Genomic DNA, 22,133 nt, shown 5'->3' with positions numbered 1-22,133 from the left:
GGTGCGGCCGATGACTGACTTCACGTCACAGACAAGCCGGGAACAATGGCGTCATGACCGCCATGAGATCCGAGACGAAGTCTCCGCACCCGAACCGGTACTCGCCCCCCGGGGAGAGCTGGACCTCGACTCCCTCGGGCCGCTGACGGAACAGAACGACGACGCCGTCGCCGAGCGCGGCGCGGTCGTCCTGGACGCCGGCGGCATCACGTTCGCCGACTCCTCGTTCCTCCGGCTGGTCTTTGCCACCCACGACCGCGCCGACCTACGGCTCGCGAACCTCTCCCCCACCGTGCAGCGACTGGCCGGTCCCACGGGGGCGGGGAGCTGTCTAGGTTTCCCGTCTGGAAGAATTGCGTGCATGACCCAAGGAAATCTGGCGGCCATGTCGCCCGCGCAGGGTGAGTCTCTCGTCGTCGTGGCGGCAGCGGTCGTCCGGGACGGGCGGCTCCTCGTGGTGAGCAAGAAAGCGGCCCCCGAGATCTTCTACCTTCCCGGTGGGAAGCCCGACGCGGACGAGGAGCCCCTGGAGACGCTGGTACGGGAATTCGAGGAGGAACTCGGCGTGCAGCCCATGGAGCCGCGGTTGCTGGCCGAGGTCGAGTCCGTCGCGGCTCTGGAGGGTGTCCCCATGCTGATGACCGTCTTCGAGGCGCGCCTCAGCGGTGCCCCGAGCCCGGCCGCCGAGCTCGCGCACATGCGGTGGGTGTCAGGTCGCGAGGAGGATCTCCGCCTCGCTCCCGCGGTTCGGGACCACGTCCTGCCGCTGCTGAGGCAGAAGGGCCTGCTCGCGGCGTAGACCAGAGACACCCGCTGGGCGCCCGCCGCAGGACGCTCCGTGGCGCGCTGAGTTGGTTCTATTCGGGCTGGGTGACCGTCAGGGCCCAGCGGATGGTGTCGTCGGAGGCGTCGATGCCGATGCTGAAGGACCCGGGTCGTACTACGCCCGGGTCCATGGTCACCGAACCCATACCTGTAGTACCGGCGGGACAGCCCACGGTGAAATCGGCGACCTGGTAGCCCTGCGAGTCCATCATCACGTGCAGGGTGCCGTCCCCCTCGCACGCCACTGTCAGCACCGTCGGCAGGCGATCCCACGCCCCGCCGGAAGCCACTCCCCCGTCCCCGACCATCTCCTGAACCCACACCAGGCCCTCCGGCCCCGGATGCGGAAGCAGACCACCAGCCGCCGCTGCCGGGCCGGCACCCAGCACGGCCATCACGCCGGCACCCAGCACCGCCACCATGGACACATTCCTCGTACGCATCGCGTACTCCCTCCCCTCGTGAACACCTGTCACGACAACACCACCCTGCCCACGAGCAGACGCACACACATGAGCACGCCTACTCACGACCTCTCAGAAACCCGGCGCAGGCCGAGCCAGTGGAAGGGGTGGCCGATGCCGATCTCTTCCTTGATGAGCATGCACGAGACCACTGACACCCACCGCGGCTGAGAGCAGAGCTCGAGCTGGCCGCGGCCAGGCGCCGGACCGCGAAAGCTCCGAGCGAACACCGCGGAAGACAGATCGGTTGCCCGGCAAGACTGTCCTCCGGGCTGGCCGATCCGCTGGATCACTCGTGCTCGAGGTCAGCACCGCCTGCGACGGGGGTCACGTGTGCTGGTTGTCGCCCCGAAGTGCAGCATCCAGTCGGTCCAGGCGTTCGTAGAGGGCGCGGACGGTCCGGGCGCGGGCCTGGACGCAGTTCATGGTGCCCTCGGGGAGCAGGGACAGCTGATCTTGCGCCTCGCTCAGGACGAGGTCGGCGAGCGCCCGGGGCCCGCTGCTCTTGGGGAGTTGGTCGGCGTGGTGGCGGAGTTCGGCGGCGACGGCGCGGGCGTGGCCGGTGAGCTGAAGGGCGATCTGGTGGTAGTCGCGGATCGCGAGGGTGTCGGGGCAGGTCCAGGCGAGAACGGCCTTGATGAGGCTCTCGTACGGTTCGCGGTCGAGCGGAAGCGCCGCCCCGAGCTGTCCGTCGGGGTCGTAGAGGACCGTGTGCGTGCTGGGACGCGACGGCGGCGGCGCCTGGGCGTCGTGCGGCAGGCTGGCGGTCACCGCGCGGTGCTCGTACGGCGCGCGGCCTCGTCATCCTGGCCCCCCGGGCCGTGGTCGAGGAAGCGGGCGTAGCCGCGGTGGGCGCGGGCGAGGAGGTTCGGGGAGGGGACGCCGTACACGGCTGGCCCGGGGCCGGACTCGGCACCCGGTGCTGCGGGTTGGGGCTCCGGGGCGGTGGTGCTGTGGGCGGGTGTGCGCATGCTGCCCCGTCTCCTGGGTGGTTGCTTCGGTGGCGTTCCGACGGTAGGGAGTACCCGGCTTCCTCTCAACAAGGTTGCGGAGAATTGCGGAGGTTCACTCGTCGAGGGCGTCGATCGCGGTCTGGATGAGGGTGCGGGCGGCGTCGCCGTAGACGGCCATTTCCGTGAGGCCGGCGAACGCTCTGGTGTAGTCGGCGAGCTCGCGGGGCTGGGTCACCTTGATCTCCGCCGTCAGCGTCTCCACTACGGCCATGGTGTCGTCGTGGAGGTAGAACGCTTCCAGCGGCCAGACGGTGCGCTGCGCGGTGAACGGGATGATGCCCAGCGAGACCGAGGCGAGCGGCATCACGGCCAGGAGGTGGCGCAGCTGGCCGCGCATCGCGTCGGGGTCGGCGGTGCGGAAGCGCAGGACGGATTCCTCCATGAGGACGACTTAGCGGTGGCCGCCTTCGTAGAGGAAGCGGGAGCGGGCGATGCGGGCGGCGACGGCTTCGGCGACGTCGTTGGGGGTGCCTTGGAAGCGGGTGATCTGCTCCATGAGGGCGGTGGCGAAGCCGGGGGTCTGGAAGAAGCCCGGCGGGACGTTGGAGACGTAGATCCGGCAGACGCGGGTCCGCTCGTGCAGGGTGTTCCAGTCCTGTTGGATCTTGCGCATGCCGTTGCGGTGCAGGCGGCGCCACTCCAGGTACATGGAGTCGACCGCGCGGGCGGTGGCGATGAGGTCGTCGGCCTGGTCGTCGGTGCCGCACGCCGAACACCAGGTGGGGATGTCGGTGTCCGAGGGCGGGGCGTCGCCCTTCTGAATCCGGGTCGTTTTCGCGGGGTGCCAGCCGCATCGGGCGGAGAGTTCGCGCCCGGTGAGGCCGGCGTCCTTGCGCAGGTGCGTGAGCCGCACGGCGAGCGCCTCGCGGGCCGACTGGGCGCTGGACGAGGGAGAGGTGGCCGTCGTGAGGTGCGTGGCCCTTGGGTGTGCGTGGGTCAGATGCGGTAGTCGGCGTGCGGGGTGGCCAAGTCCCACACCGTACGGAACGCTTCCGTGCACAGCTTGATGGCCTGCGGGTCCGCGGTGTGGTCGGGCTCCAGGGCCTCGCCGTCACCGGAGAAGACGTTGAACCGCACGACCTGGTCGTCGATGAGCCAGAAGTCGTTGCCCGGCAGCGCGAGCGTGGAGGCGCGGCGGCGGGACAGCCAGCAGACCTGCTCGCCGGCGCGGAGGTTGGCGTCGGTAAGGGCGTGCTCGAAGCGGATGTAGGCGGTGACGGGCTCGGAGATGATCCGGGCCCGGCGGACCTTCACCCCGCGCGCCACGGTCCGCTGCACCAGCGGCAGCCACCCGCCCCAGAACTCCGAGTCGTCCGCGGGGACGCCCCCGTCGCGCAGGAAGGTGTCGTAGACGTCCCGCTCCTCCCCCACGGCGTAGACGTCACGAAGCTCCAGGTGCAGGGCGTGCCGTTGGGCGGAGTCTAGGAGGTCCTCAAAGCTGAGGGCCGGCGGCTTCTGCGGCATCACACGCCTTCCTGATCTGATCCACCATCCGGCCCGGGATCCGGATGACGCCCTCGTCCTCCGCGGGCGGACTGTCCTGACTGCAGGCGGCCCGGGTGTCCGCGTCGGCGAACTTGCCCTGGAGCACGAGTTCCGGTCCCTCAGCGGTGTCGGTGTCCACCCGCACCCAGGGCAGTTCCCGCCGCCCGAGTTCGGGTCCGTACCGAAGAAAAGTAACGCCATGATCACCTCCCGAGAAAACCAGTCGCGGGTTGTTGCGCACCGACCGTCCCGCAGGCGGGGAACGGCGTCAAGGGCCTCCTTCTGGGCTGGTCGGCGATGGCCGTGACGGCGTGATCCGTACGGGTGGCCAGCGCGTCAGAGTGAGGGGCTGCGGTCCCATTGCCGAAAGCCGTTTCCTGCGGTCGGCGGGAACGGTGTCACTGGGCCGGGGTCGGCTGGGTCAGGTTGACCGGGTTTCCGTCGGGGTCCTGAATGTGGGCGACGCGCTGTCCCCACGGCATGTCGGTGGGACCGCTGCGGACCGAGCCGCCCAGAGCCTCCACGCGGCCAAGCGTCTCGTCGATGTCGTCGACACTGATGCTGAGCAGGATCCGCGGTGCCGCCCCGGTCCCGTTGTCCGTCTTGGCCACCAGCCCGAGGTCGGTGTCGCCGATGCGCAAGCCGCAGTAGAAGGCCGGCCCTTCCTCCGGTACCCGGAAGATCTCCTCGGCGCCGAACAGGTTCGTGTAGAAGCTGAGCAGGGCGTGCTGGTCGGCAGTCAGGATCACGGGCTGGATGGTGGACATGGCACTCCTGTCGGGAACGGTCGTGTCACTGGGTAGACCGTTCATAAAAGGTGAACTCATCGGCACCCGCCGGGCCGCCGCAAGCGCCCCGCCGCGCCCCCCGGTCGGCGCGCCCTGGACCCGCCACCTCTCGGCCCCGCCCTGCCGTCCCACCTGCAGCCCGCGCCCCTCGCCTCCGCCCCTTCCGGCCGGGTCGAGACTGGAGAGCCGTGTCACAACGGCAACTCCTGTCGCAAGCAGTGGTGTTAGAACTGTGCAGGGGGCGCCCGGTGGGGGCGCCGTATTCACAAAGGGGGGTCTCCGTGCGCACACGCACAGGGTGGCGTCGCGCTCTCATCGGCGCGCTGGCGAGTTTGACGGTCGTGCTCGGATCCACCGCCTACGGCGGTACCGGCGCGTCGGCCGCGTCCGGTGCGGCGGGCGCGGGCACGGCGACAGTCACGAACTCGTCCCAGAACACGGCGTCGACCAAGACCGCGGTGCAGGCGGCCACTGTCTCGTCCGCGGCCGCGGCGCCGGTGGCCGTGACCAGGTGGACGCAGACCAGTGAGGCAGGCGACCCAGTAGGCCAGGGAAGCAGCCTGGCCTACACACCCGAGACAGCGAGTTTTACCGTTTCCGGCACCGCCGAGTACGTACGGATCCGCGTCATGCCCAGCGATATCTCCTACTGGGACGTGGAGTTCGCCGCGCCGCACGGCGACGAGCTCACCCCCGGGGTCTACACCCGGGCGGAGGGAGCGGCGGTACGCACCGGGCACGCCCCGGGGCTCTCCGTGATCGGTGACGGCCGCGGCTGTGGGGACACCTACGGCCAGTTCACGATCAACCAGATGGAGACGGACGCCTCGGGTGCGGTCACCGTCCTCGACGCCAGCTACACCCAGCGATGCGGGAACGCGACCGCGCCGGCACTGAGGGGCTCCTTCAAGTACCATGCCCTGCCACTGAGTTACTCCTACAGTGCGGATCCGGGGAGCACCTTCGCGCAGCACGCGATCGCCGCGTCCAGCACACATACCGGTGGCAGCAGTACGTTCGCGCTCACCCCGTCCGCCGAAGGCGTCCAGTACATGGTGTCGGGCCAGCGCGAGTACTGGGAGATGTCGCTGGAGCCGCCGACGGGCGAGCGGTTCGAGGCGGGCCGCACCTACCCCCTCGCGTTCTCCAGCAGTGAGGACGTCGCGGGCGTCGTCATCAACGTGTCCGCCTACGGCTGCGTCCGCACCGTCACCGGCGACCTGTCCTTCACCCGGCTGACGCGGGACGACGACGGCGCCATCAAGGCCTTCGCCGCCACCTTCACGCTGCGCTGCGACGGCACCGACCCCGCACTGCACGGCACCATCCACCACTACGCCTGACGCGCACGCCCCACCGCCGTCGCCGAGCCTGCCCTGGCGGCGGCCACGACATCACCGAAGGACGCGCTGGGGAGTCCGACGGGTTCTGCACGTCACTGGATTCGGCGGGGGACGTGCGGTGCCCGGACGGAATGGTTGTGCTGCACGAGGCAGGATCCCAGCCTCCGGGTGATCGACGATGGGGCGGTCCCTCCCGCGAAGGGCTGCCCCACCGCGGCGCCCGGTGTTTGAGTGGCTGTTGCCGTTCCGATCTTGAGGAGTGCTGGTCGAACGGGAGTCCGGATCGGGTGAGCTAGCCTGTGCGCCGTGGACCATACTCCCGAGCCGCTGACCTGCCCCGACTGCGGGCAACCGCTGAGAAGTCTGGGCCTGGTCCTGTCTCTCCGAGACGAGGACCAGCAGCGCGTGTGCCGACATGCCTGGAAGTGCCCGGCGAGTCACACCTGGTGGCACTGGGCGGACCGGCCTGCGGAGCCCCTGGACGCCTGTCCCTACCCTCAGCTCTTCCGGCGATGACCACTACCCACTGAACCCCGCCCGCGACCTTGACTGACGAGCTCAGTGAAACGGTGCCGGTCAGCTCTTGAGGATGCCAGTCGTACGGGAGTAATCGGGTGAGTGCGGCGACAGTCGTGCATGAAAGCAGGGCCTCTTGGTAGCTCAAAGGGTGTCTACGCCAAAGAGCTGTCCAGGAGGCCCTGTTACCGCAGTTCTACGGCATCGCGGGCGCGAGGTCCACTTCGGCCACTCTCGCGTGTGACTGCCTGGCACACCGGTTCGGGAACGCCGCCGACCATGGGGTCCGTGGGCGCCGCTACCCGACGGATATGTCCGATGCGGAGTGGGCGGTGGTGCGGCCGCTGCTGCCGGTGCCGGGCTGGCTGCGCGGGCGGGGCGGGCAGCCGGAGGCGTACTGCCACCGCGTGATGTTGGACGCGATCCGCTACCTGGTGGACAACGGAACGAAGTGGCGGGCCATGCCGGCCGACTTCCCGCCGTGGGACCGGGTCTACGCGTTCTTCCGCCGCTGGCGCGACCACGGTCTGGTCAAGGAGTTCCATGACCGGCTCCGCTGCAAGTCCGCGAGCAGGCCGGGCGGGATCCGGAGCCGAGCGCGGGCGTGATCGACTCCCAGTCGGTCAAGGCGGACGGCGTCGTCGGTGCCGCCAGCCGGGGCTTCGACGGAGGCAAGCTGATCAACGGCCGCAAGCGGCACGTCGTGGTCGACACCCTCGGCCTGCTGCTGGGCGTCTTGATCACGAGCGCGGCCATCGGCGACCGCGTCGCCGCGCAGGTCCTGCTCGCCCGGGTCGCGGCCGTGCACCACCGGCTGGCGCTGGTCTGGGCCGACGGTGGCTACACGGGCAACCTCGTCGAGTACGGCCTCACCGTCCTCGCTCTGGTCCTCGCCATCGTCAAGCGAAGTGACGGTATGCGTGGTTTCGTCGTGCTGCCCAAACGGTGGGTCGTGGAGCGGTTCTTCGCGCACCTGATGCGAAGCCGCCGCCTCGTGCGGGACTTCGAACGGTCTGCCGGCAGCGCGGAGGCGATGGTCCACTGGTCGATGACCCTGCTCATGACCCGCCGCCTGGCCCGGCCACGGCCCTCCCGAGCATGAAGCGGCCCGGCGTCGGCTCGGCGAGCCACCCGCGCGCTGTCAGCCGTTTCGCCTTCGCCCGCAGCGCCTCGATCTTCGCGGGTACCGGGTCCAGGCCGAAGCGGGCGGCCATCTCCTGGCAGGTCAGCGGGCCCTGGCCGAGCCGGTTGCGGTCCGCGAGAGCCTGCACGACGCGCTGGTAGTCCGCCGACTGGGCCAGGCCCGCACGCCATACCGGGACCACCGATTTCGGCTTCGCCGCCTCCGAAGATCCAGGCAGCGCGGGCGGCTCACCGCGATCCGGCTGCTCCTCGGCGTCGCCCGGGCCGGCGACGTCGCCCGGCGACAGCACCTCGCTGACGCGTGAACGGGCGATGACCCACTCGTTCAACTCCCGCTCGGCCACGACCAGCTCGGCCTGGATCCGGTCTGCCTCCTCCCGCAGCGTGTCCACACGACGGCGAGCGGTCAGCTCACCCTCTTCCAGCAGCCCCACGACCGACGGCATCCCCGACCTCCATCAGAGCGACGACACGACACGTCACCACTCCCCGAGACCGCCGACCCCATGCCTGAACAGCGGAAACGCAGCCCTCAAGACCGGAAAGGCAACAGCTGCTAAGCCCGATCTGGGAACACTCAGCGAATTGCTGCAGGTCAGCGCGACGGTGCCCGACCGAAGATCTTAAGCGCCTCGTCCTCCGAGCACCGAGCGTTTAGGCAGTAGTCGGCCCACTCCGCCGCATGCTCGAAGGAGGAGTCCATGGCGATGCGGGCCCTGGCGGAGGGAACGTCCAGGAGGGTGCGGCGCAGCTGGACATCCGGGCCGAGCAGGGACCAGTGGGCACCTGGTCTGCCGTACGGCATGCCGACACTGCCGGGGTTCACGACAAGGCGGCCAGCCGCGAGACGAGTGAAAGGCATGTGTGTGTGGCCGCAGACGACCGTGGTGACTTCGGAACCGACGCCAGCAAACGCCTGCGCCCACCGCTCCAGGGGGCTATCGACCAAAAGCACCTCCTCGTCGTCGCGTGGGGTGGCATGGCAGAACAGCACCATGCCGAGTCCCTCGACCGGGAGGGTGAATGAGGTCGGCAGCCGTTCGAGGAGGTCGACCTGGTCCTCACGCAGGCCGCGTGCGGCAGAGGGGCCAATCGGATCAGGAATGGAGTCCCGCAGCCCGCGCCGGTACTCGACCAGTTCCCGGTCAGCGTTGCCCCGGATCCAGGCCGCCCGGTCGCCGAGACCGGTCAGCAGGTCCAACACCGCAGCGGGCTGCGGCCCGCACGCGATGTCACCCGCGAGAACGATCAGATCTGCGCCTCTGACATCGGGTTCTGCAAGGACCGCCTCGACGGCCGGCAACACACCGTGGATGTCGGAGAGAACTGCCACACGCTTCACCATGACCGCAAGTATCCAGTGGTGTTGCCGACTTCGCGGGTTAGAGTGACGGAAATCAGGTCAGGTCTAAGCAGATGCAATCAAGGAGGGGCATGTCGGAGCCTGCCATCGACATCCTTGCGGATGCCGACGATGCCGTGGTCGAAGCGTTCCACAGGTTGCTGCCTCAACTAGGCAAGCAGACCCCTGAACTGACAGCAGAGTTCGTCCGGTGCGTCGTCACCTACCCAGCGAATCTCGTGCTCGCGGCGCGTGCCGGCCAGCGGGTGGTCGGGCTGCTCACCCTGGTCATGCTCGCCCTGCCAACCGGGATCACCGCCCGTTTCGAGGACGTGGTAGTCGACGAGTCGGCACGCGGCGCGGGCATCGGCCAGGCGCTCGTACGGCGGGGCCTGGAACTGGCGCAATCCCACGGAGCCCGCCAGGTCGATCTGACGTCCCGGCCGAGCCGCGTGGCAGCGCACCGCCTGTATGAAAAGGCCGGTTTCGTGCGACGGGAAACCGGTGTGTTCCGCCTTCATCTGGAGCACACCGGCGTCCCTGCCCCCGCCGCCGCTGCGGGTCAGTCCGCGACGGGAGACAACTCGAACAGGTAGCCGTTGGGCGGAACAGTGGTCGACTGGACGTTCAGGCACTTCCAACCGGACTCCCGGAATGCCTCCTGCCACTGGTCGAGGGTGGGGAGGTAGTCGCCCATCAACGCATGTACGGCCTCGAAGCCGAGGGTGAAGATGGTGGTGTCCGGGCTGGGCAGCTCGCTGGTTCGTACGACGTCGCAGATGAGCAGGCGGCGGGCCGCCGGAAACGCGGTGCGCAGCCTGCGCAGCGTCTGTACGCAGCTGTCGTACGGCCAGAAGTCGTGCCCCATGAACACACAGGTGACCGTGTCCACATCGGCGAACTCGGGGCGCGGTTCGAGGTCGAGGACGTTGCCTTGGAGCAGGGTGATGCGGTCGGAGAGGCCGGCGGACTCGACGGATTCGGCGGCCAGCTGCACCGCTGCGGGGGCGATGTCGACGCCGACTCCGCGTGCGTCGGGGTGATTGCCGAGGATCCGGATGAGTCGCTGCCCGGAGCCGCAGCCGAGGTCGGCGACCTTGCCGACAGGCGGGTCGGCCAGGATGCGATCGAAGAGCGGCTCGACCTCCTCATCCCCGATCAATCGCGATCCGACGGCCACAGCCCGCATGTCGCGGTGGTAGAAGTCACCGGTTCTACGCTCCGCGAGGGCCACGTCGGGGGCGATGCTGAAGAGTTCACCGCAGCCCTTGACCAGCCAGTAGAAGTAGCCGCGGGCGGCGTACGCCTCAGCGAAGAGCGCGCCCGGGATCACCACCTCCTCGTCCTTGACCTCGACGACTCGGGCCCAGTGCAGGGTGCGGTGCACGGCACGGACCACGGTGCCGGAAAGGCTCTCGTCGCCGCCGTTGCCGAAGGGTGCCTGGCCGTCCTCGGCGAGGCGGTCGAGGATGCCGAGTTGCTGGGCGGCGGATAAGGCCGAGGCGGCGACGTACGACGAGAAGAGATCAGCGATGGGTCCGCGGACCCAGTTCGCCGGCGCTGACGAACTTTCCCTCGGTGAAGACATGACGTTCCCCTTCTGTTCTCGGCACTCCGTTGTTTCTGGCTTGTGTGCGAAACGTGATCAGTTGCCGGATGACACCACGGGGGTCATGTGCCGGCCTACCTGGTCGAGGCGCTGGATCACCTCGTCCTCGGAATCACCGCGTACGGAGACAATCGCCACGGCGTCGTTGCAGTTCTCGGGGCGGGTCAAACGGTCGCCGGGACGGGCGAGCACCTGGCATTCCAGTACCCAGGGCTCGTCCGGGGGCGTCAGGGGCTGCTGGAGAACACCGGCATCCGCGTAGATGACGGTGAATCCGGTGAGATAGCCGGCGGGGGCGGCGGGTACGGGCACGGTCCCCTCCACCTGTGCCTGGATGACGGCCTCGTCCAAGTTGACGCCGGTCCGGGAGAGGAAGCCGGCGATGACTCCGCCGCCACCGGCCCGGGCGCCGATCTCGCAGAAGACGATCTCTCCATCGCGAACGAACATCTCGTGGTGAGTGACACCTGTGAAGCCCGGGTGGGCCGCGAGGACGCTCTCGTTGAACTCCAGCAGCGCGTCGAGTCGCGGGCCGGGGGCTACAGCCACGTCACGACACGGGCGCAGCCGGGTGTAGGACGTGGTCTCGTCGATGTACCGGGCGGCGACGGCGGCGAGCACCTTGGAGTCCTGGACGACGCTGTCGACGTGGAAGAGTTCGCCCTCGATGAACTCCTCGACCTCGAACTCGGCGAGACGGTCGCCCTGTTCGGCGGCGAAGGAAGCGATCTCGGACCGCGACCGCAGGACGAAGATGTCCCGCGCACCGCTGCCCAGCCGGGGCTTGGCGACCACGGCACCGGTCCGGAGCAGCAGATCCAGGGCAGCTGCCTCGTCGAACGGCGCGAACTCCGGGACGCGGATGCCATGCGCGCTCAGATGCTCTTTCATGCGGACCTTGTCACGGAAAAGCAGCGCTTCCCGCACGGTCTGACCCGGCAGACCGAGTTCCTCGCGCAGTTCGGCCGCGCGCAGCAGAAGCCGTTCGGTGATGGCCACCAGACGGTCCGCTCTCAGCCCCTTAAAGCCAGCCTGGTGATGGACCGCGTCGGCGAGCGCACGGTCGTCGTAGACATCGACCGCGATTACGGATTCCAGTTCCTTCCCGGTGGCTTCGCCCACATGGTCGAGAGAAGTGACCAGGCGTACCGAGTAGCGGTCTTCCGGAAGGAATAAGCGCCCACCCCTGTCCCGATAGAAGGAATAGCCGATTCGGTCGACCAGAAGGACAGGGATCTTGCGTCGTTGATCACTCATGCTGGTCATTGCCCCCGGTTGAGTGCGCATGCCGTATACGCCCGGCATGTCCCGCGTAGGAGATTTCGAGAGCCTCGCGAGGCCCACTTCAGATCGGACGGATCGCTGACCGAAGAGGCGGACAGGGAAGTGGGGAGGCATGCCATCGAGTCTCGAAACCACCGTAGGCAGATGCCTCGGGCAACGTCCACCCCTGACCATTGAAGGCAAAAATTCGACGGCTAATTCCCTCCGCATTATCAGATTTTGTCCGATTTCAATGGCGATGATTTGCGACTCTTTCCACTATTGAATCGCACACTTCCAGTCACTTATCCGACCAAGATCGTTCGACCTTGACTATCGTTTGTTCGCATGCTTCGATCGATGAATCTCCGCTGAACAAGGAAAGTCCGCGGCTTCTTCCTGCGGCGCACAGGGCCTTGACCGGTGTCTTCTTCCGGACCTGGCAGAGAAGGGGGGAAGTGGTTCACGTGGGACATCTCTGGTCTGCCCTCGAGCAACCTCAAACGGATGGGCCGGCAAGGTCTCCCGACTGGGTTCTCCATACATACGAAGCCTTTACGGCAAAGCTGGTCGACCATGAACGCGCGTACCCCTGCTATTTCGCGGTTCAGGGCCAGCAGCGCGGAAACAACTGGTTCGCGGTGTTCGACTCCTCGTCCCCGAGGGCCCAAGGGGTGCGGGCTCTGGGCGAGGCCCTGGTGGAATTCCGCGAGCAGGCGTGGCGGGGCCCCAAGCGGCAGACGCTGATCGTGTTCGCGGGACCGCCCGAGCCGCACGCGAGGCTTTCGGATCACCAGACGGCGTTCTGGAGGCTGCTGAAGGACCTGAGCGCCGTCGACACCGTCCCTTGGCCGGAGGGTTTCACCACCGATACCGCGGACCCGGCGTGGCAGTGGTGCTTCGCAGGGGAGCCGTGGTTCACGTTCATGACCAGCCCCGGCTACCAGCACCGCGACAGCCGCAATCTGGGACCTTGCCTGACGCTGGTTTTCCAAACGCGGCGCGTCTTCGACGGCCTCAGCGGCTCCTCGGTGGCCGGGCAGGCCGCCAAGCGGCGCATCCGGGCAGACCTGGAACGCTACGACACGGTGCCGCCTCATCCTTATCTCGGCGACCCGACGTACTCCTCCGTCCATAAATGGCGCCAGTACGCGCTGCCGGACGACCAGTCGGTGGGCAGCCCCGAGAAGTGCCCCTTCACCGGCTGATGCCGCCCCAGGCCCACCCGGCCCCGTGCGGCCGGCCCCCAGTCGCACGCATTGCGCCCCGCCCGCTTGCGGTCCAGCAGTGCCGCCCCGTGCGGCATGAGTGATCCCGAGTGCCCCTCTCCGATCCGACCGGTCGAAAGGTAACTCCGCCGTGCCCGACTCCGACTTCTGGTCCCGCCACGTCTTCGTGCTCTTCAGTTCCGACGCGGTTTACCGAGGCGTCCACGCCGATATGGTCAAGCGGTTACGCAAGGAGGGATTCCCCCCTGTCGCCGCCCGCGCCCTGCACGCTGACCCCGAGCTGATCGATGACCTGTACGCGGACCTCATCGCCGGCCAGTGGCAGACCTGGCGGTACCGGCTGGTGGACGCGGTCCTCACGCTGGGACCGGCCATAGCCCTGATCTGTCGGTACGAGGGAAACGCCGGCTCCCGGCCGGATGACAGCGCTCATGACGTTCTCGCCCGGCGCAAGGGCTATCAACACCCCGAACAGGCAGAACACGGCACCTTGCGCCGGGACTTCGGCGCGGTCAACAGCATCGTCGGACTGATGCACAGCTCCGACGGGCCGGTGGAGTCCGCGCGCGAGGCCGCCATCTTCGGGCTCACCGCAGCGGACGCCGCCGCCGATCCGGAGGTTGCGGCGACCGAGATCGACTATCTGTGCCAGGTGATCACCCCACACACGCCCGAGCACCGGGACTTCGACCAAGTGCTCGCCGCTGTCCGCACCCGTGTGGTGGCCGCCCTGTGGGAGGGCTTGCCCGTCCAGGTCCGTCACCGCGTGCGGGATCGGTTCCCGGAGACCGCACGGCTGGGCGACGTGGGCGCCGGAGGCGAACTGGCGGCACTGCTCGCCGGCCACGCCGCCGAACCACTGCGGTCGTTCCTCTCCTGCGAGTTCGAGCCCTCGGCGGCCGGTGGTACGCGCATGTCGGTGGCCGATCAGGTCCTCCGTGGCTCCGGAGTGGTCCTCGATGCCTGGGAGCGGGTGGTGCTGGAGTCCTCGCTGCACTTCCAGCCGCTGCGCGCGAGCCGGCAGGCCGTCCAATGACGGCCACCGGGGCGGAGACGCGGATCCGGATCACCGTCGCGGACTCCCTCGCCTCCGTGGGCCACGAGGCGTGGACCGAGCTGGTGACCGCCTGCGGCGCCGGCGTCTTCCAGTCCTACGACTTCCTGCGCAGCGTCGAGTCCGACCCGCTAACGTACCCGTCGGCCGCGTCGTACCTGCTCGCCCACACCGGCGCGGGCGACCTGGTCGCAGCTCTGCCCGTCTACCTCCAGCAGACCCGCGACCCCTTCGCGACCGGCCCCGGCGCCGACACGGTGCTGAACGCCCTCGTCGGACACGTCTGGCACTGCTACGACACCCGCCTATTGCACCGCGGAGAGCTGACGGTCCTGCTCGTCGAACAGTTCTGGCAGGCGCTCGAGGACCTGGCCGCCGAGTACCGGGCCGAGCTGTGGGGCCTGGCCAACGTGGCTCTGAGAGAGCCGCTGGCGGAGCACCTCACGGCAATCGGCGTACCGGTGGAGGAGACGGCACCACGCTACCGGCTGCCCATAGCGGGCGGCCCGGCGACCCTGGACGAGCACCTGGCCGGCATCGGTCGGTCCTCGCGCAGATCGCTGCGGCAGAGCGCGCGCCGAGCCGAGCGCTCTGGTGCGCGGAGCACCCTGCGCACCGGCCGCGACGCCCTCGACCAGGACGTGCTCGATCTGTGCCTTGGCACAGCGAACAAGCACGCGCCGGGCTACTACCCACCCGACCGGCTCGGCGCGCTGATCGAGCGGCTGGGCGAGTCATGCCAGATCCTACGCATCGATCTGGGCGGCACACTGTTGGCCACGTCCATCTGCCTGTACGACGACACCCGCATGCATGCCTGGGCGGGCGGCTGTCTGTACCCGGCGGAACTCAACTGGAGTCCGCAGTACGCCCTGTTCGAGGCGGAACTGAGAGCGGGGTTCGGCTCCGGCCGGCCAGTCCTGGAATGCGGCCGCCGCAACGACGAGTTCAAGCTTCGCTATGGCCTCCAGGCCTACCCGCTCGGCCGCGCGGTACGGCGTGGCTGAGTACGGGCCTTTGCCAAAAGGCCCGGAACCTTTGTGCGGGAACGAGACTCCAGCCCGCACCCGACGACTTGAAATTCGGGGACAACACCATGTCAGCATTAGTGGGAGAGGGATTCGACCGCAGGGCCGCCGCACTTCTGCGCGCTGCGGCCAACGACCTCAAACGCGACGACGACAACGCGGAGCGCGACCTCGGCCTGGAACCAGGCACCTTCGCCGAGTACACCTCCGGGCGCCGGCCGGTCGACTGGGCGCTCCTGCGCCGGGCCGCCGAGGTCTGGCCGCTCAACGAGCGGGACCTGCTGCCCGTCCACTACGACTGTCCGACCGGTCTGACCGTCCTGCGGGCCAAGGAGTCCGTGGCCAGTTCTCGGCTGCTGGCCCGCGGCGGCACGGACTACTACGAGTACCGCGACACCGCCATGTCCCGGCTCGCCTCATACCGGCCGGAGTGGATCCGTATGCTCCAGGTGGTCGGAGACGACCGGGCGGACAATCCGAAGGTGCAGTGGAACCGGGGGCACCTGCTGTACCAGTTCACCTATTTCGTCGGCCCCGTCAATTACTACTACCGCTGGCAGGGCGAGTCGTACTGCGTCCCCATGAAGACCGGGGACTCCGTGTGGGGCCTGCCGTTCGCCCCGCACTCCTTCACCGCCCGCAGCGATGCCGAGCCGGCGTACATCCTCGCCCTGACCTACGGCGGCGGCCTGACCGGTGACGCCCAGCGAGAGCTGGCGGTGCTCGGCCGGCAGACAGCCCGCGACCTGGCCCTGCCTGTCAGGCCGGACGCCTCGTCCGCTGCCGGACCGGTCCGCTCCTTCATGGAGGCGGCGTGTGTCACTCCCGCCGAACTCTCCACGCGCACCGGACTCACGGCCGAGCGGATCCGGGAGATGACCGGCACCGGCCCGAACGCTGTGCCCACGCCGGCCGAACTCGTCGTACTCGCCGAAGGTCTGGGGGTGTCCGCACGGGACCTGCTGACGCCACGCAGCGCAGCGCGGCACGGCGTGTCCATTCAGCACGCCCAGGACGCGCGATGCTGGGTGTACCCGGACCCCGGCCGGCCCGCCTACCGGATCACCCAGCTCGCGGGCGACCCGCTGCACCCTCACACCTCATCCCTCCAGCTCGACGTGCTGGCCACGGCGGGCACCGATAGCGCCCCGCTGGTCACCTACCAGCACCAGTACCTGTTCGTGCTCGGTGACGCACCCGTGCGAGTCGGCTGGGAGCGGGATGGCGAGCGCCACACCGACACGCTTGAACCGGGCGACTCCGCCTACACCCAACCACTCGTCCCCCTCACGTTCTCGGGCGTCACCGGCACCATCCCCCGGGTGCTGCTGCTCCGCATCGGCGGAAGCGTCACCCCCGAGGTGCGCCATGCGCTGGGCGCCATGGCCGAGCAGGGCATCGACCGCTACATCGCCGAAGACCGCCTGTGGTACAGCAAGGAAGGAAACTGATCGCCGTGCCGGACACTCAGCCGATCCGGGCCCGAGCCTCCAAGGCTGCCCGCCTGCGCACGCTGCTCGCCGGGACCTCCGTGGCCCGGGCTGTCGGCGCGCACGACGGTCTCACCGCCAAGCTGGTTCAACGCGCCGGCTTCGAGGCCGTATGGGCCTCCAGCTTCGAGATCTCCGCGAGCCACGGGCTGCCGGACGCGAGCCTAGTGACCATGACGCAGTACCTGGACGCCGCGATCGCGATGGACGCGGTATCCGATATCCCGGTCATCGCCGACTGCGATACCGGTTTCGGCGGCCCGATGAACGCCTCGTACGCGATGCAGCGCTACGAGCGGGCGGGTATCGCCGCGCTCTGCATCGAGGACAAGCTGTTCCCGAAGATCAACAGCTTCGCCAACGCGGCCCAGGATCTGCTGCCCATCGAGGATTTCGCCCTCAAGCTCAAGAACATCAAGGAGGTGCAGTCCGATCCCGACACCGTGCTGATCGCTCGCACCGAGGCGCTGATCGCCGGCCATTCGGTGGGAGAAGCGCTGGAGCGCGCGCACGCCTACGTCGCCGCGGGCGCCGACGCGGTCCTCGTGCACAGCAAGAGCCGCCGTCCTGAGGAGGTGCTGGAGTTCGCCTCCCGCTGGCAGTCGTCGGTGCCGCTGGTCGCCGTACCGACCACCTACAACACCGTGACCGAGAGCGAGCTGTACGACGCCGGGTACCGGCTTGTGATCTACGCGAACCAGGGCCTGCGGGCTGCGGTCAAGGGCATGCAGGAGGTACTGCGGGATCTCGGTGGGGCGGACCGGGCCGCCGAGATCGAGGAGCGCATCGCGCCGATGGCCGAAGTCTTCGCGCTCCAGGGCATGCCGTCGACGTTCCACACGAAGCCGTGACCAGCCAGATGGTCGACGGGTCGAAGGCATTGCTTGCCGGGCTGGAGAACATCGGGGTCTCCCTGGTGTCCGGGGTGCCCTGCTCCTACTTCAAGGAACCGATCCGGCGCCTGGAGCGGCACCCCACGATCCGCTACGTCCCCGCAGTGAACGAGGGAAGCGCGCTGGCGGTCGCCGCCGGTGCCCGGCTCACCGGTGAACCGACCGCGGTGTTCGCGCAGAACTCCGGTTTCGGCAACCTGGTCAACCCGCTGACCTCGCTGGTCCTGCCATACCGAATCCCCCTGCTGGTCTTCGTCAGCATGCGGGGCTGGCCCACGGCCGACGCGGGCGAGCCGCAACACCACTGGATGGGCAAGGTCGTACCCGGATGGCTGGACTCGCTGGACGTGCCGTACTGGTGGCTGACCGCCGGCGGCCCCTCGCCCGACGCGGTGGTGAAGGATGCGGGCATGGCCCTGGACTCCGGGCACAGCGCGTTCGTCCTGGTGGGCAAGGGCGCGTTCGGGGGCGTCGCGTCGGATCTGGAGGCGGACGCGGCCGATGCCTCGGTCCCCGACCGTGACGACATGGTGGACGCGGTCCTGGCCGAGGTGCGCGGAGCGCGGATCTTGTCCACCACCGGGTATCTCTCCCGCACCCTGTACAACCGGGGCGACCGGCCCGGGAACTTCTACATGCAGGGCTCGATGGGACACATCACGGGTCTCGCGCTGGGCGCGGCGCTGGCCCGTCCCGAGGAACGGTTCGTGGTCCTGGACGGCGACGGTTCGGCCCTGATGCACCTGGGCTCGCTCGCCACCGTGGGCCACTTCGCGCCTGCCAACCTGGTCCATGTCGTCTTCGACAACCAGGCGTATGACTCCACCGGCGGGCAGCCCACCACGTCCGGGACCACCGACTTCGCCGCGGTCGCTCGCGCCGTGGGCTACCGGCACGTGCGCCGGGTGGGGACGAGGGCCGAGCTGCGACCCGCCCTGCGGGCGCTGCTGGACGCGCCGGGGCCCGCTCTGCTAGCGGTGGACGGGAAGGTCGGCGGCGCGCCCGGCGAGCGGGCCTCCAGCAGCCTGTCCGTCACGGACATCGCGACGCGCTTCACCGCCCTGCACGAGACAGCCGTGCCTCCTCCCGGCGGCCACCGGGAGGAGGCATGAGCGGCACCATGCTGCCGGTGCTTCCCGGCGCGTGGCCCGGACTGATCCGGCTGCCCGGCCACCCCGCGGCCCATCTCGGGGCCGGTGCCGCGGCCCGGCTGAGCGACGCGCTTGCCGCGCTGGGCGCCGAGCGGGTCCTGGTGGTGCACGGCCAGACCTCCTACCTGCGCTCCGGCGCCGACCGGAGCCTGGCGACCCTGTCGGAGCGGCACACAGTGGAGCACTTCGACGGGGTGCGCCCCAACCCCGGCATCGACCAGATCCGGGCCGGTGTCGACGCCGTACGGCGCTTCGCGCCCCACGCGGTTGTCGGCATCGGCGGCGGCAGCAGCCTGGACGTAGCCAAGACGATCGCCGTCTTGGCCGCCCAGCGGCACGACGCCGAGGAGTGCCTGCGCCACACCGAGGTCGTCACCGAGCGCCGGGAGTGCGCACTTGTCCTGCTGCCGACCACGGCCGGCTCCGGCAGCGAGATGACCCGCTTCGCCACCGTCTACATCGAAGGCCGCAAGCATTCCCTCGACGTCGGCCAGGCCCGGGCCGACCTGGTTCTCGTCGACACCGACCTGACCGCGTCGCTCCCGCTCGGCGACTCGGTGGCCAGCGGCTTGGACGCGCTCAGCCAGGCCGTCGAGTCGTACTGGTCCGTCGCGGCCACCGACGCCTCCCAGGCGTTGGCCCTCACCGCTCTGGAGCGGCTGGTGCCGGCCCTGGCCCGGGCGGCCGACACCGGCACCTTCGCGGACCCGGCGATCCGCGTCGGTACCGCGCACGGGGCGTCCCTGGCGGGCGCGGCGATCGACCTCACCCGTACCACGGCGGCCCACGCCCTGTCCTACGACCTGACGGCGCGACTGGGCCTGGCACACGGCATCGCCGTGGCGCTGAATCTGCCCTGGCTGCTGGAGCGGCACGCGACCGTCGGCGCATCCGACTGCCGCCATCCGCAGGGCGCCTCAGCGGTACGGGACGCCGTGGCCGTCATCGAGGACGTCACCCGTAACCGTGCCGGACGGAGCGTGCGACAACTGGTGGAGCAGTTGCTGATCCGCGCCGGGCAGCCGGCCCGGATCGAGGACCTGGCGTTGCCCGCAGAACGCTGGCGCGGCCCTCTGACGGAGGCGCTCGCTTCCGGCCGGGCCACCAACAACCCCTGCCTACTGACCGAGGCCGACGTGCTTCAGCTGCTCCGCTGAAGCCCCGCGCCACGAAGCACTGCGAAGCACAACGACGCACGACAGAACGCGACGGCGTACGCCGAAGCATGACGGACGAACGATGAAAGGCGGACGACAATGGCGACTGGCCGCGTGCTGTACACCGACCCCGTGTGGCTCGTGGAGGACGGAACCTGGAGCCGCGAACGGGCCACGGTGGAACGGGAGGTTCTCGGACCCGACGTAGAGGTGCGCTTCGGCCCGTACGAGAACGGCCGCTACCTGGTCGACAGCCCCGCGATGCGCGAGGCGGCCGACGGGTGCGAGGTACTGGTGGTCTACCGCACCCAGGTCACCGAGGAACTCCTCGACGCCGCCGGGGACCGGCTGCGCGTGGTCGTGCGCCAGGGCGTCGGCGTGGACAACCTCAACGCCGATCTGCTCGCCGCCCGCGGAATCCCCGCCTACAACGTGCCCGACTACTGCGTGGACGAGGTCGCCGCCCACACCTCGGCACTCGCCCTGGCACTGGAGCGGCAGCTGATCCCTCAGCACCAGACTCTGACCGGGGGCACCTTCGACATCTACGCCGGCGGCACCCCGCACCGCACCAACCGGCGCACCCTCGGCATCGTCGGTTTCGGCCGCATCGGCCGCGCCGTCGCCCGGCGCCTCGGCTCCTTCTACGGCGAGGTCCGGGTCTACGACCCCTACCTGGGCCGGGACCTCGCCGAGGGCTACGGGGCCCGCGCCGTCGACACCCTCGACGAACTGCTCACAGAGTCGGACCTGGTGACCTTGCACTGCCCGTTGACTCCCGAGACCGAGGGGTTGATGGACGCCGACGCGCTGCGCGCCATGAAGCCGGGCGCGTATCTGGTCAACGCGGCCCGCGGCAAGCTGGTCGATCCCGAAGCCTTGGCCAAGGCACTGGAGCAGGAGTGGATCGCGGGCGCTGCCCTCGATGTCTTCTACCCCGAGAACCCTCATCACGATCCCCGGTGGCAGCCGGTGCTCCGGCATCCCCGGGCCGTGGTCACCAGCCACCGCGCCTTCCTGTCCGAGGAGGCTGAGGCCAGCAGCCGTCGCCGGGTGGCCGAGCTCGTGCGGGCGGCCCTCGGCGGACAGATCGACGGCCACCCCGGCCGGGTCTGGGGACAGGGGTCGGGCCGGTGACCGTGCTCTCCCCGACGGCCGCCGGGGCCCACGAGCAGGACGTCGTCGTCCTCGCCACCGGCGACGTGCGCGTCCCCGTCCACCCGGCCGCCTCCGCTGTACGGGCACGGCGGGCCGACCAGCACTACCGGGCGCCCGCCGGCGACCCGGACCTCAGGTCCCTCATCGCCCGGTATGCCGCTCCCGAGGGGTCTCCGGTCGTTTCGCCCGAGGAGGTTCTCGTGGCGCCGGGAGCCCGGCAGGCCCTGGTCGCGGTGCTCGGCGCGGTCCTGGGCGAGCGCCGCGAGGTGCTTTTCGCGGCGCCGTACTGGGCCAGTTACCCGCACCTTGTGAAGTTGGTCGGGGGCGTCCCGGTTCCGGTGCCGGGGCCCGTCGGCGACGGCACCCTCGACGTGGACGCGTGGGAGGCACGCCGTACGCCGGACACGGCCGCGATCATCGTCAACTCGCCCCGCAACCCCGACGGTGCTGTCATCCCCGAGGATTTGCTGCGTGCCCTGATCGAATGGGCAGGTCGGCACGGACTGACCGTGATCTGTGACGAGGTGTACCGAGGGGTGCCCCTCGACGGCCGGACAGCTCCCTCGGTGCGGGACGTGTTCGGGGAGCTGCCGGAGCACTGCGTGGTCGTCGACGGGCTGTCCAAGAGCCATGCCCTGGCAGGGTTGCGGTTCGGCTGGACGATCGCCCCCGCGGACATCCGCGCCCGCGCCGTCGCCGTAGCCTCCCATCTCATCGGCAACACCAGCAGCCTGGTGCAGTCCGCGGCGGCCGTCGTGCTGGCTGAGGGGGAGCCGGAGAGACAGCTGGTCGGCCGCGAGCTCACCGCGAACCTGGATCTGGCGATGAAAGTTCTCGACTCCGTCGAGGGGCTCGTCTGTCCCCGTCCGGAGGGAGGCATCTTCCTGTTCCCGGACGTCCGCGAGCCGCTCGCCGGCCTCGGTCGCCTTGGCGAGCCCAGGAGCGAGGCGCTTCGTGCGCCGGCCGCCTGGCTCAAGGACCGGCACCGGGTCGCGGTCGTGGACGGCGCGGCGTTCGGAGCGCCGGGCTATCTACGGCTGTCGTTCGCCCTTCCCGCCCCGCAGCTCACGACCGGGCTGGAACGCCTGCGACACGCGCTCACCACTGCCTGAGACCCCCCGGGGCATATCGCCGCCCGCCCCGTCGTGATCCGTTCCAACCGCTGTTTTCCCTTGTGAGAGG

General features: G+C 69.4%; 23 protein-coding genes and 1 pseudogene. 14 read left to right on the top strand and 10 right to left on the bottom strand.

Going from position 1 to position 22,133, the window contains the following annotated elements; genetic code table 11:
* The first annotated feature begins 10 nt into the window (after positions 1-10).
* Entirely contained in the window at positions 11-799 is a 789-nt protein-coding gene (locus tag ACFZAX_RS11855) for an NUDIX domain-containing protein (protein WP_390960973.1), read from the top strand.
* Between the two features lie 58 nt (positions 800-857).
* On the opposite strand, the gene ACFZAX_RS11850 is transcribed toward ACFZAX_RS11855, so the two are convergent.
* From ACFZAX_RS11850 to ACFZAX_RS11825, 6 genes and pseudogenes are all read right to left on the bottom strand, one after another.
* Positions 858-1,268, bottom strand: coding sequence for a hypothetical protein (locus tag ACFZAX_RS11850; protein ID WP_390960971.1), 411 nt, complete (start codon positions 1,266-1,268; stop codon positions 858-860).
* Between the two features lie 348 nt (positions 1,269-1,616).
* The gene (locus ACFZAX_RS11845; protein WP_390960969.1) at positions 1,617-2,060 is read right to left on the bottom strand and encodes a restriction endonuclease; all 444 of its coding nucleotides are present in this window, start codon (positions 2,058-2,060) and stop codon (positions 1,617-1,619) included.
* Positions 2,057-2,260 carry a hypothetical protein gene (locus ACFZAX_RS11840; RefSeq protein ID WP_390960968.1) on the bottom strand — a complete coding sequence of 68 codons (204 nt, stop codon included), beginning with the start codon at positions 2,258-2,260 and terminating at the stop codon, positions 2,057-2,059. Before ACFZAX_RS11840 ends, ACFZAX_RS11845 begins: the two co-directional genes overlap by 4 nt.
* A gap of 94 nt (positions 2,261-2,354) precedes the next feature.
* Positions 2,355-3,155: pseudogene (locus tag ACFZAX_RS11835) on the bottom strand (helix-turn-helix domain-containing protein).
* Positions 3,156-3,238: 83 nt separating this feature from the next.
* The gene (locus ACFZAX_RS11830) at positions 3,239-3,766 is read right to left on the bottom strand and encodes a DUF6879 family protein (RefSeq protein ID WP_390960966.1); all 528 of its coding nucleotides are present in this window, start codon (positions 3,764-3,766) and stop codon (positions 3,239-3,241) included.
* A 419-nt stretch (positions 3,767-4,185) separates the two neighbouring features.
* Positions 4,186-4,554, bottom strand: a complete 369-nt coding sequence (locus tag ACFZAX_RS11825; RefSeq protein WP_390960965.1) for a VOC family protein — start codon at positions 4,552-4,554, stop codon at positions 4,186-4,188.
* A 302-nt stretch (positions 4,555-4,856) separates the two neighbouring features.
* On the opposite strand from ACFZAX_RS11825, the gene ACFZAX_RS11820 reads away from it, so the two are divergent.
* The 3 genes from ACFZAX_RS11820 (at position 4,857) to ACFZAX_RS11810 (ending at position 7,536) form a co-directional block, all read left to right on the top strand.
* Complete coding sequence (locus tag ACFZAX_RS11820; protein WP_390960962.1) at positions 4,857-5,918, top strand: hypothetical protein; 1,062 nt, start codon at positions 4,857-4,859, stop codon at positions 5,916-5,918.
* A gap of 827 nt (positions 5,919-6,745) precedes the next feature.
* Complete coding sequence (locus tag ACFZAX_RS11815; RefSeq protein WP_390960961.1) at positions 6,746-7,042, top strand: transposase; 297 nt, start codon at positions 6,746-6,748, stop codon at positions 7,040-7,042.
* On the top strand, positions 7,039-7,536 hold the full coding sequence (locus ACFZAX_RS11810; RefSeq protein WP_390960960.1) for a transposase: 498 nt from the start codon (positions 7,039-7,041) through the stop codon (positions 7,534-7,536). The genes ACFZAX_RS11815 and ACFZAX_RS11810 overlap by 4 nt, the downstream gene beginning before the upstream one ends.
* On the opposite strand, the gene ACFZAX_RS11805 is transcribed toward ACFZAX_RS11810, so the two are convergent.
* Positions 7,493-8,023, bottom strand: coding sequence for a hypothetical protein (locus ACFZAX_RS11805; protein WP_390960957.1), 531 nt, complete (start codon positions 8,021-8,023; stop codon positions 7,493-7,495). The two genes, ACFZAX_RS11810 and ACFZAX_RS11805, sit on opposite strands and share 44 nt — an antisense overlap.
* Positions 8,024-8,172: 149 nt before the next feature.
* Positions 8,173-8,922 carry a metallophosphoesterase family protein gene (locus ACFZAX_RS11800; protein WP_390960956.1) on the bottom strand — a complete coding sequence of 250 codons (750 nt, stop codon included), beginning with the start codon at positions 8,920-8,922 and terminating at the stop codon, positions 8,173-8,175.
* Between the two features lie 89 nt (positions 8,923-9,011).
* Here ACFZAX_RS11800 and ACFZAX_RS11795 point away from each other — a divergent pair, with 89 nt between their 5' ends.
* Positions 9,012-9,515, top strand: a complete 504-nt coding sequence (locus ACFZAX_RS11795; protein ID WP_390960955.1) for a GNAT family N-acetyltransferase — start codon at positions 9,012-9,014, stop codon at positions 9,513-9,515.
* On the opposite strand, the gene ACFZAX_RS11790 is transcribed toward ACFZAX_RS11795, so the two are convergent.
* Entirely contained in the window at positions 9,482-10,507 is a 1,026-nt protein-coding gene (locus tag ACFZAX_RS11790; protein ID WP_390960954.1) for a methyltransferase domain-containing protein, read from the bottom strand. The two genes, ACFZAX_RS11795 and ACFZAX_RS11790, sit on opposite strands and share 34 nt — an antisense overlap.
* Positions 10,508-10,564: 57 nt before the next feature.
* Positions 10,565-11,785 carry an ATP-grasp domain-containing protein gene (locus ACFZAX_RS11785; protein WP_390960952.1) on the bottom strand — a complete coding sequence of 407 codons (1,221 nt, stop codon included), beginning with the start codon at positions 11,783-11,785 and terminating at the stop codon, positions 10,565-10,567.
* Positions 11,786-12,258: 473 nt separating this feature from the next.
* Between ACFZAX_RS11785 and ACFZAX_RS11780 the strand changes: the two genes are divergently transcribed.
* The 9 genes from ACFZAX_RS11780 (at position 12,259) to ACFZAX_RS11740 (ending at position 22,063) form a co-directional block, all read left to right on the top strand.
* Entirely contained in the window at positions 12,259-12,999 is a 741-nt protein-coding gene (locus ACFZAX_RS11780) for a YqcI/YcgG family protein (protein WP_390960949.1), read from the top strand.
* A gap of 151 nt (positions 13,000-13,150) precedes the next feature.
* Positions 13,151-14,056 (top strand): nucleoside-diphosphate kinase, encoded by a 906-nt coding sequence (locus ACFZAX_RS11775; RefSeq protein WP_390960947.1) that lies wholly within the window; start codon positions 13,151-13,153, stop codon positions 14,054-14,056.
* A complete protein-coding gene (locus tag ACFZAX_RS11770; RefSeq protein WP_390960946.1) occupies positions 14,053-15,081 on the top strand; it encodes a GNAT family N-acetyltransferase in 1,029 nt (342 codons plus the stop codon). The genes ACFZAX_RS11775 and ACFZAX_RS11770 overlap by 4 nt, the downstream gene beginning before the upstream one ends.
* An 89-nt stretch (positions 15,082-15,170) precedes the next feature.
* Positions 15,171-16,553 carry a hypothetical protein gene (locus ACFZAX_RS11765; protein ID WP_390960945.1) on the top strand — a complete coding sequence of 461 codons (1,383 nt, stop codon included), beginning with the start codon at positions 15,171-15,173 and terminating at the stop codon, positions 16,551-16,553.
* Between the two features lie 5 nt (positions 16,554-16,558).
* Positions 16,559-17,443, top strand: a complete 885-nt coding sequence (locus ACFZAX_RS11760) for an isocitrate lyase/phosphoenolpyruvate mutase family protein (RefSeq protein WP_390960943.1) — start codon at positions 16,559-16,561, stop codon at positions 17,441-17,443.
* Positions 17,440-18,597: a phosphonopyruvate decarboxylase gene (gene aepY / locus ACFZAX_RS11755; protein ID WP_390960942.1), complete on the top strand. Its 1,158-nt coding sequence runs from the start codon at positions 17,440-17,442 to the stop codon at positions 18,595-18,597. Before ACFZAX_RS11760 ends, aepY begins: the two co-directional genes overlap by 4 nt.
* The gene (locus ACFZAX_RS11750; protein ID WP_390960941.1) at positions 18,594-19,793 is read left to right on the top strand and encodes an iron-containing alcohol dehydrogenase; all 1,200 of its coding nucleotides are present in this window, start codon (positions 18,594-18,596) and stop codon (positions 19,791-19,793) included. Before aepY ends, ACFZAX_RS11750 begins: the two co-directional genes overlap by 4 nt.
* A gap of 99 nt (positions 19,794-19,892) precedes the next feature.
* Positions 19,893-20,930, top strand: coding sequence for an NAD(P)-dependent oxidoreductase (locus tag ACFZAX_RS11745; RefSeq protein ID WP_390960940.1), 1,038 nt, complete (start codon positions 19,893-19,895; stop codon positions 20,928-20,930).
* A complete protein-coding gene (locus tag ACFZAX_RS11740) occupies positions 20,927-22,063 on the top strand; it encodes an aminotransferase class I/II-fold pyridoxal phosphate-dependent enzyme (protein WP_390960939.1) in 1,137 nt (378 codons plus the stop codon). The genes ACFZAX_RS11745 and ACFZAX_RS11740 overlap by 4 nt, the downstream gene beginning before the upstream one ends.
* Positions 22,064-22,133: the final 70 nt, after the last annotated feature.

Origin of the sequence: Streptomyces sp. NPDC008125, from assembly GCF_042957125.1 — a bacterium.
Lineage (GTDB): Bacteria > Actinomycetota > Actinomycetes > Streptomycetales > Streptomycetaceae > Streptomyces.
This window is presented reverse-complemented; position numbering and strand designations above follow the sequence as displayed.

Bases quoted from the DNA above. Each gene is read 5' to 3' on its own strand.
- ACFZAX_RS11855 (WP_390960973.1), top strand. From the start codon at position 11: ATGACTGACTTCACGTCACAGACAAGCCGGGAACAATGGCGTCATGAC.
- ACFZAX_RS11850 (WP_390960971.1), bottom strand. From the start codon at position 1,268: ATGCGTACGAGGAATGTGTCCATGGTGGCGGTGCTGGGTGCCGGCGTG.
- ACFZAX_RS11840 (WP_390960968.1), bottom strand. From the start codon at position 2,260: ATGCGCACACCCGCCCACAGCACCACCGCCCCGGAGCCCCAACCCGCA.
- ACFZAX_RS11830 (WP_390960966.1), bottom strand. From the start codon at position 3,766: ATGCCGCAGAAGCCGCCGGCCCTCAGCTTTGAGGACCTCCTAGACTCC.
- ACFZAX_RS11825 (WP_390960965.1), bottom strand. From the start codon at position 4,554: ATGTCCACCATCCAGCCCGTGATCCTGACTGCCGACCAGCACGCCCTG.
- ACFZAX_RS11815 (WP_390960961.1), top strand. From the start codon at position 6,746: ATGTCCGATGCGGAGTGGGCGGTGGTGCGGCCGCTGCTGCCGGTGCCG.
- ACFZAX_RS11805 (WP_390960957.1), bottom strand. From the start codon at position 8,023: ATGCCGTCGGTCGTGGGGCTGCTGGAAGAGGGTGAGCTGACCGCTCGC.
- ACFZAX_RS11800 (WP_390960956.1), bottom strand. From the start codon at position 8,922: ATGGTGAAGCGTGTGGCAGTTCTCTCCGACATCCACGGTGTGTTGCCG.
- ACFZAX_RS11795 (WP_390960955.1), top strand. From the start codon at position 9,012: ATGTCGGAGCCTGCCATCGACATCCTTGCGGATGCCGACGATGCCGTG.
- ACFZAX_RS11790 (WP_390960954.1), bottom strand. From the start codon at position 10,507: ATGTCTTCACCGAGGGAAAGTTCGTCAGCGCCGGCGAACTGGGTCCGC.
- ACFZAX_RS11785 (WP_390960952.1), bottom strand. From the start codon at position 11,785: ATGAGTGATCAACGACGCAAGATCCCTGTCCTTCTGGTCGACCGAATC.
- ACFZAX_RS11770 (WP_390960946.1), top strand. From the start codon at position 14,053: ATGACGGCCACCGGGGCGGAGACGCGGATCCGGATCACCGTCGCGGAC.
- ACFZAX_RS11765 (WP_390960945.1), top strand. From the start codon at position 15,171: ATGTCAGCATTAGTGGGAGAGGGATTCGACCGCAGGGCCGCCGCACTT.
- ACFZAX_RS11750 (WP_390960941.1), top strand. From the start codon at position 18,594: ATGAGCGGCACCATGCTGCCGGTGCTTCCCGGCGCGTGGCCCGGACTG.
- ACFZAX_RS11745 (WP_390960940.1), top strand. From the start codon at position 19,893: ATGGCGACTGGCCGCGTGCTGTACACCGACCCCGTGTGGCTCGTGGAG.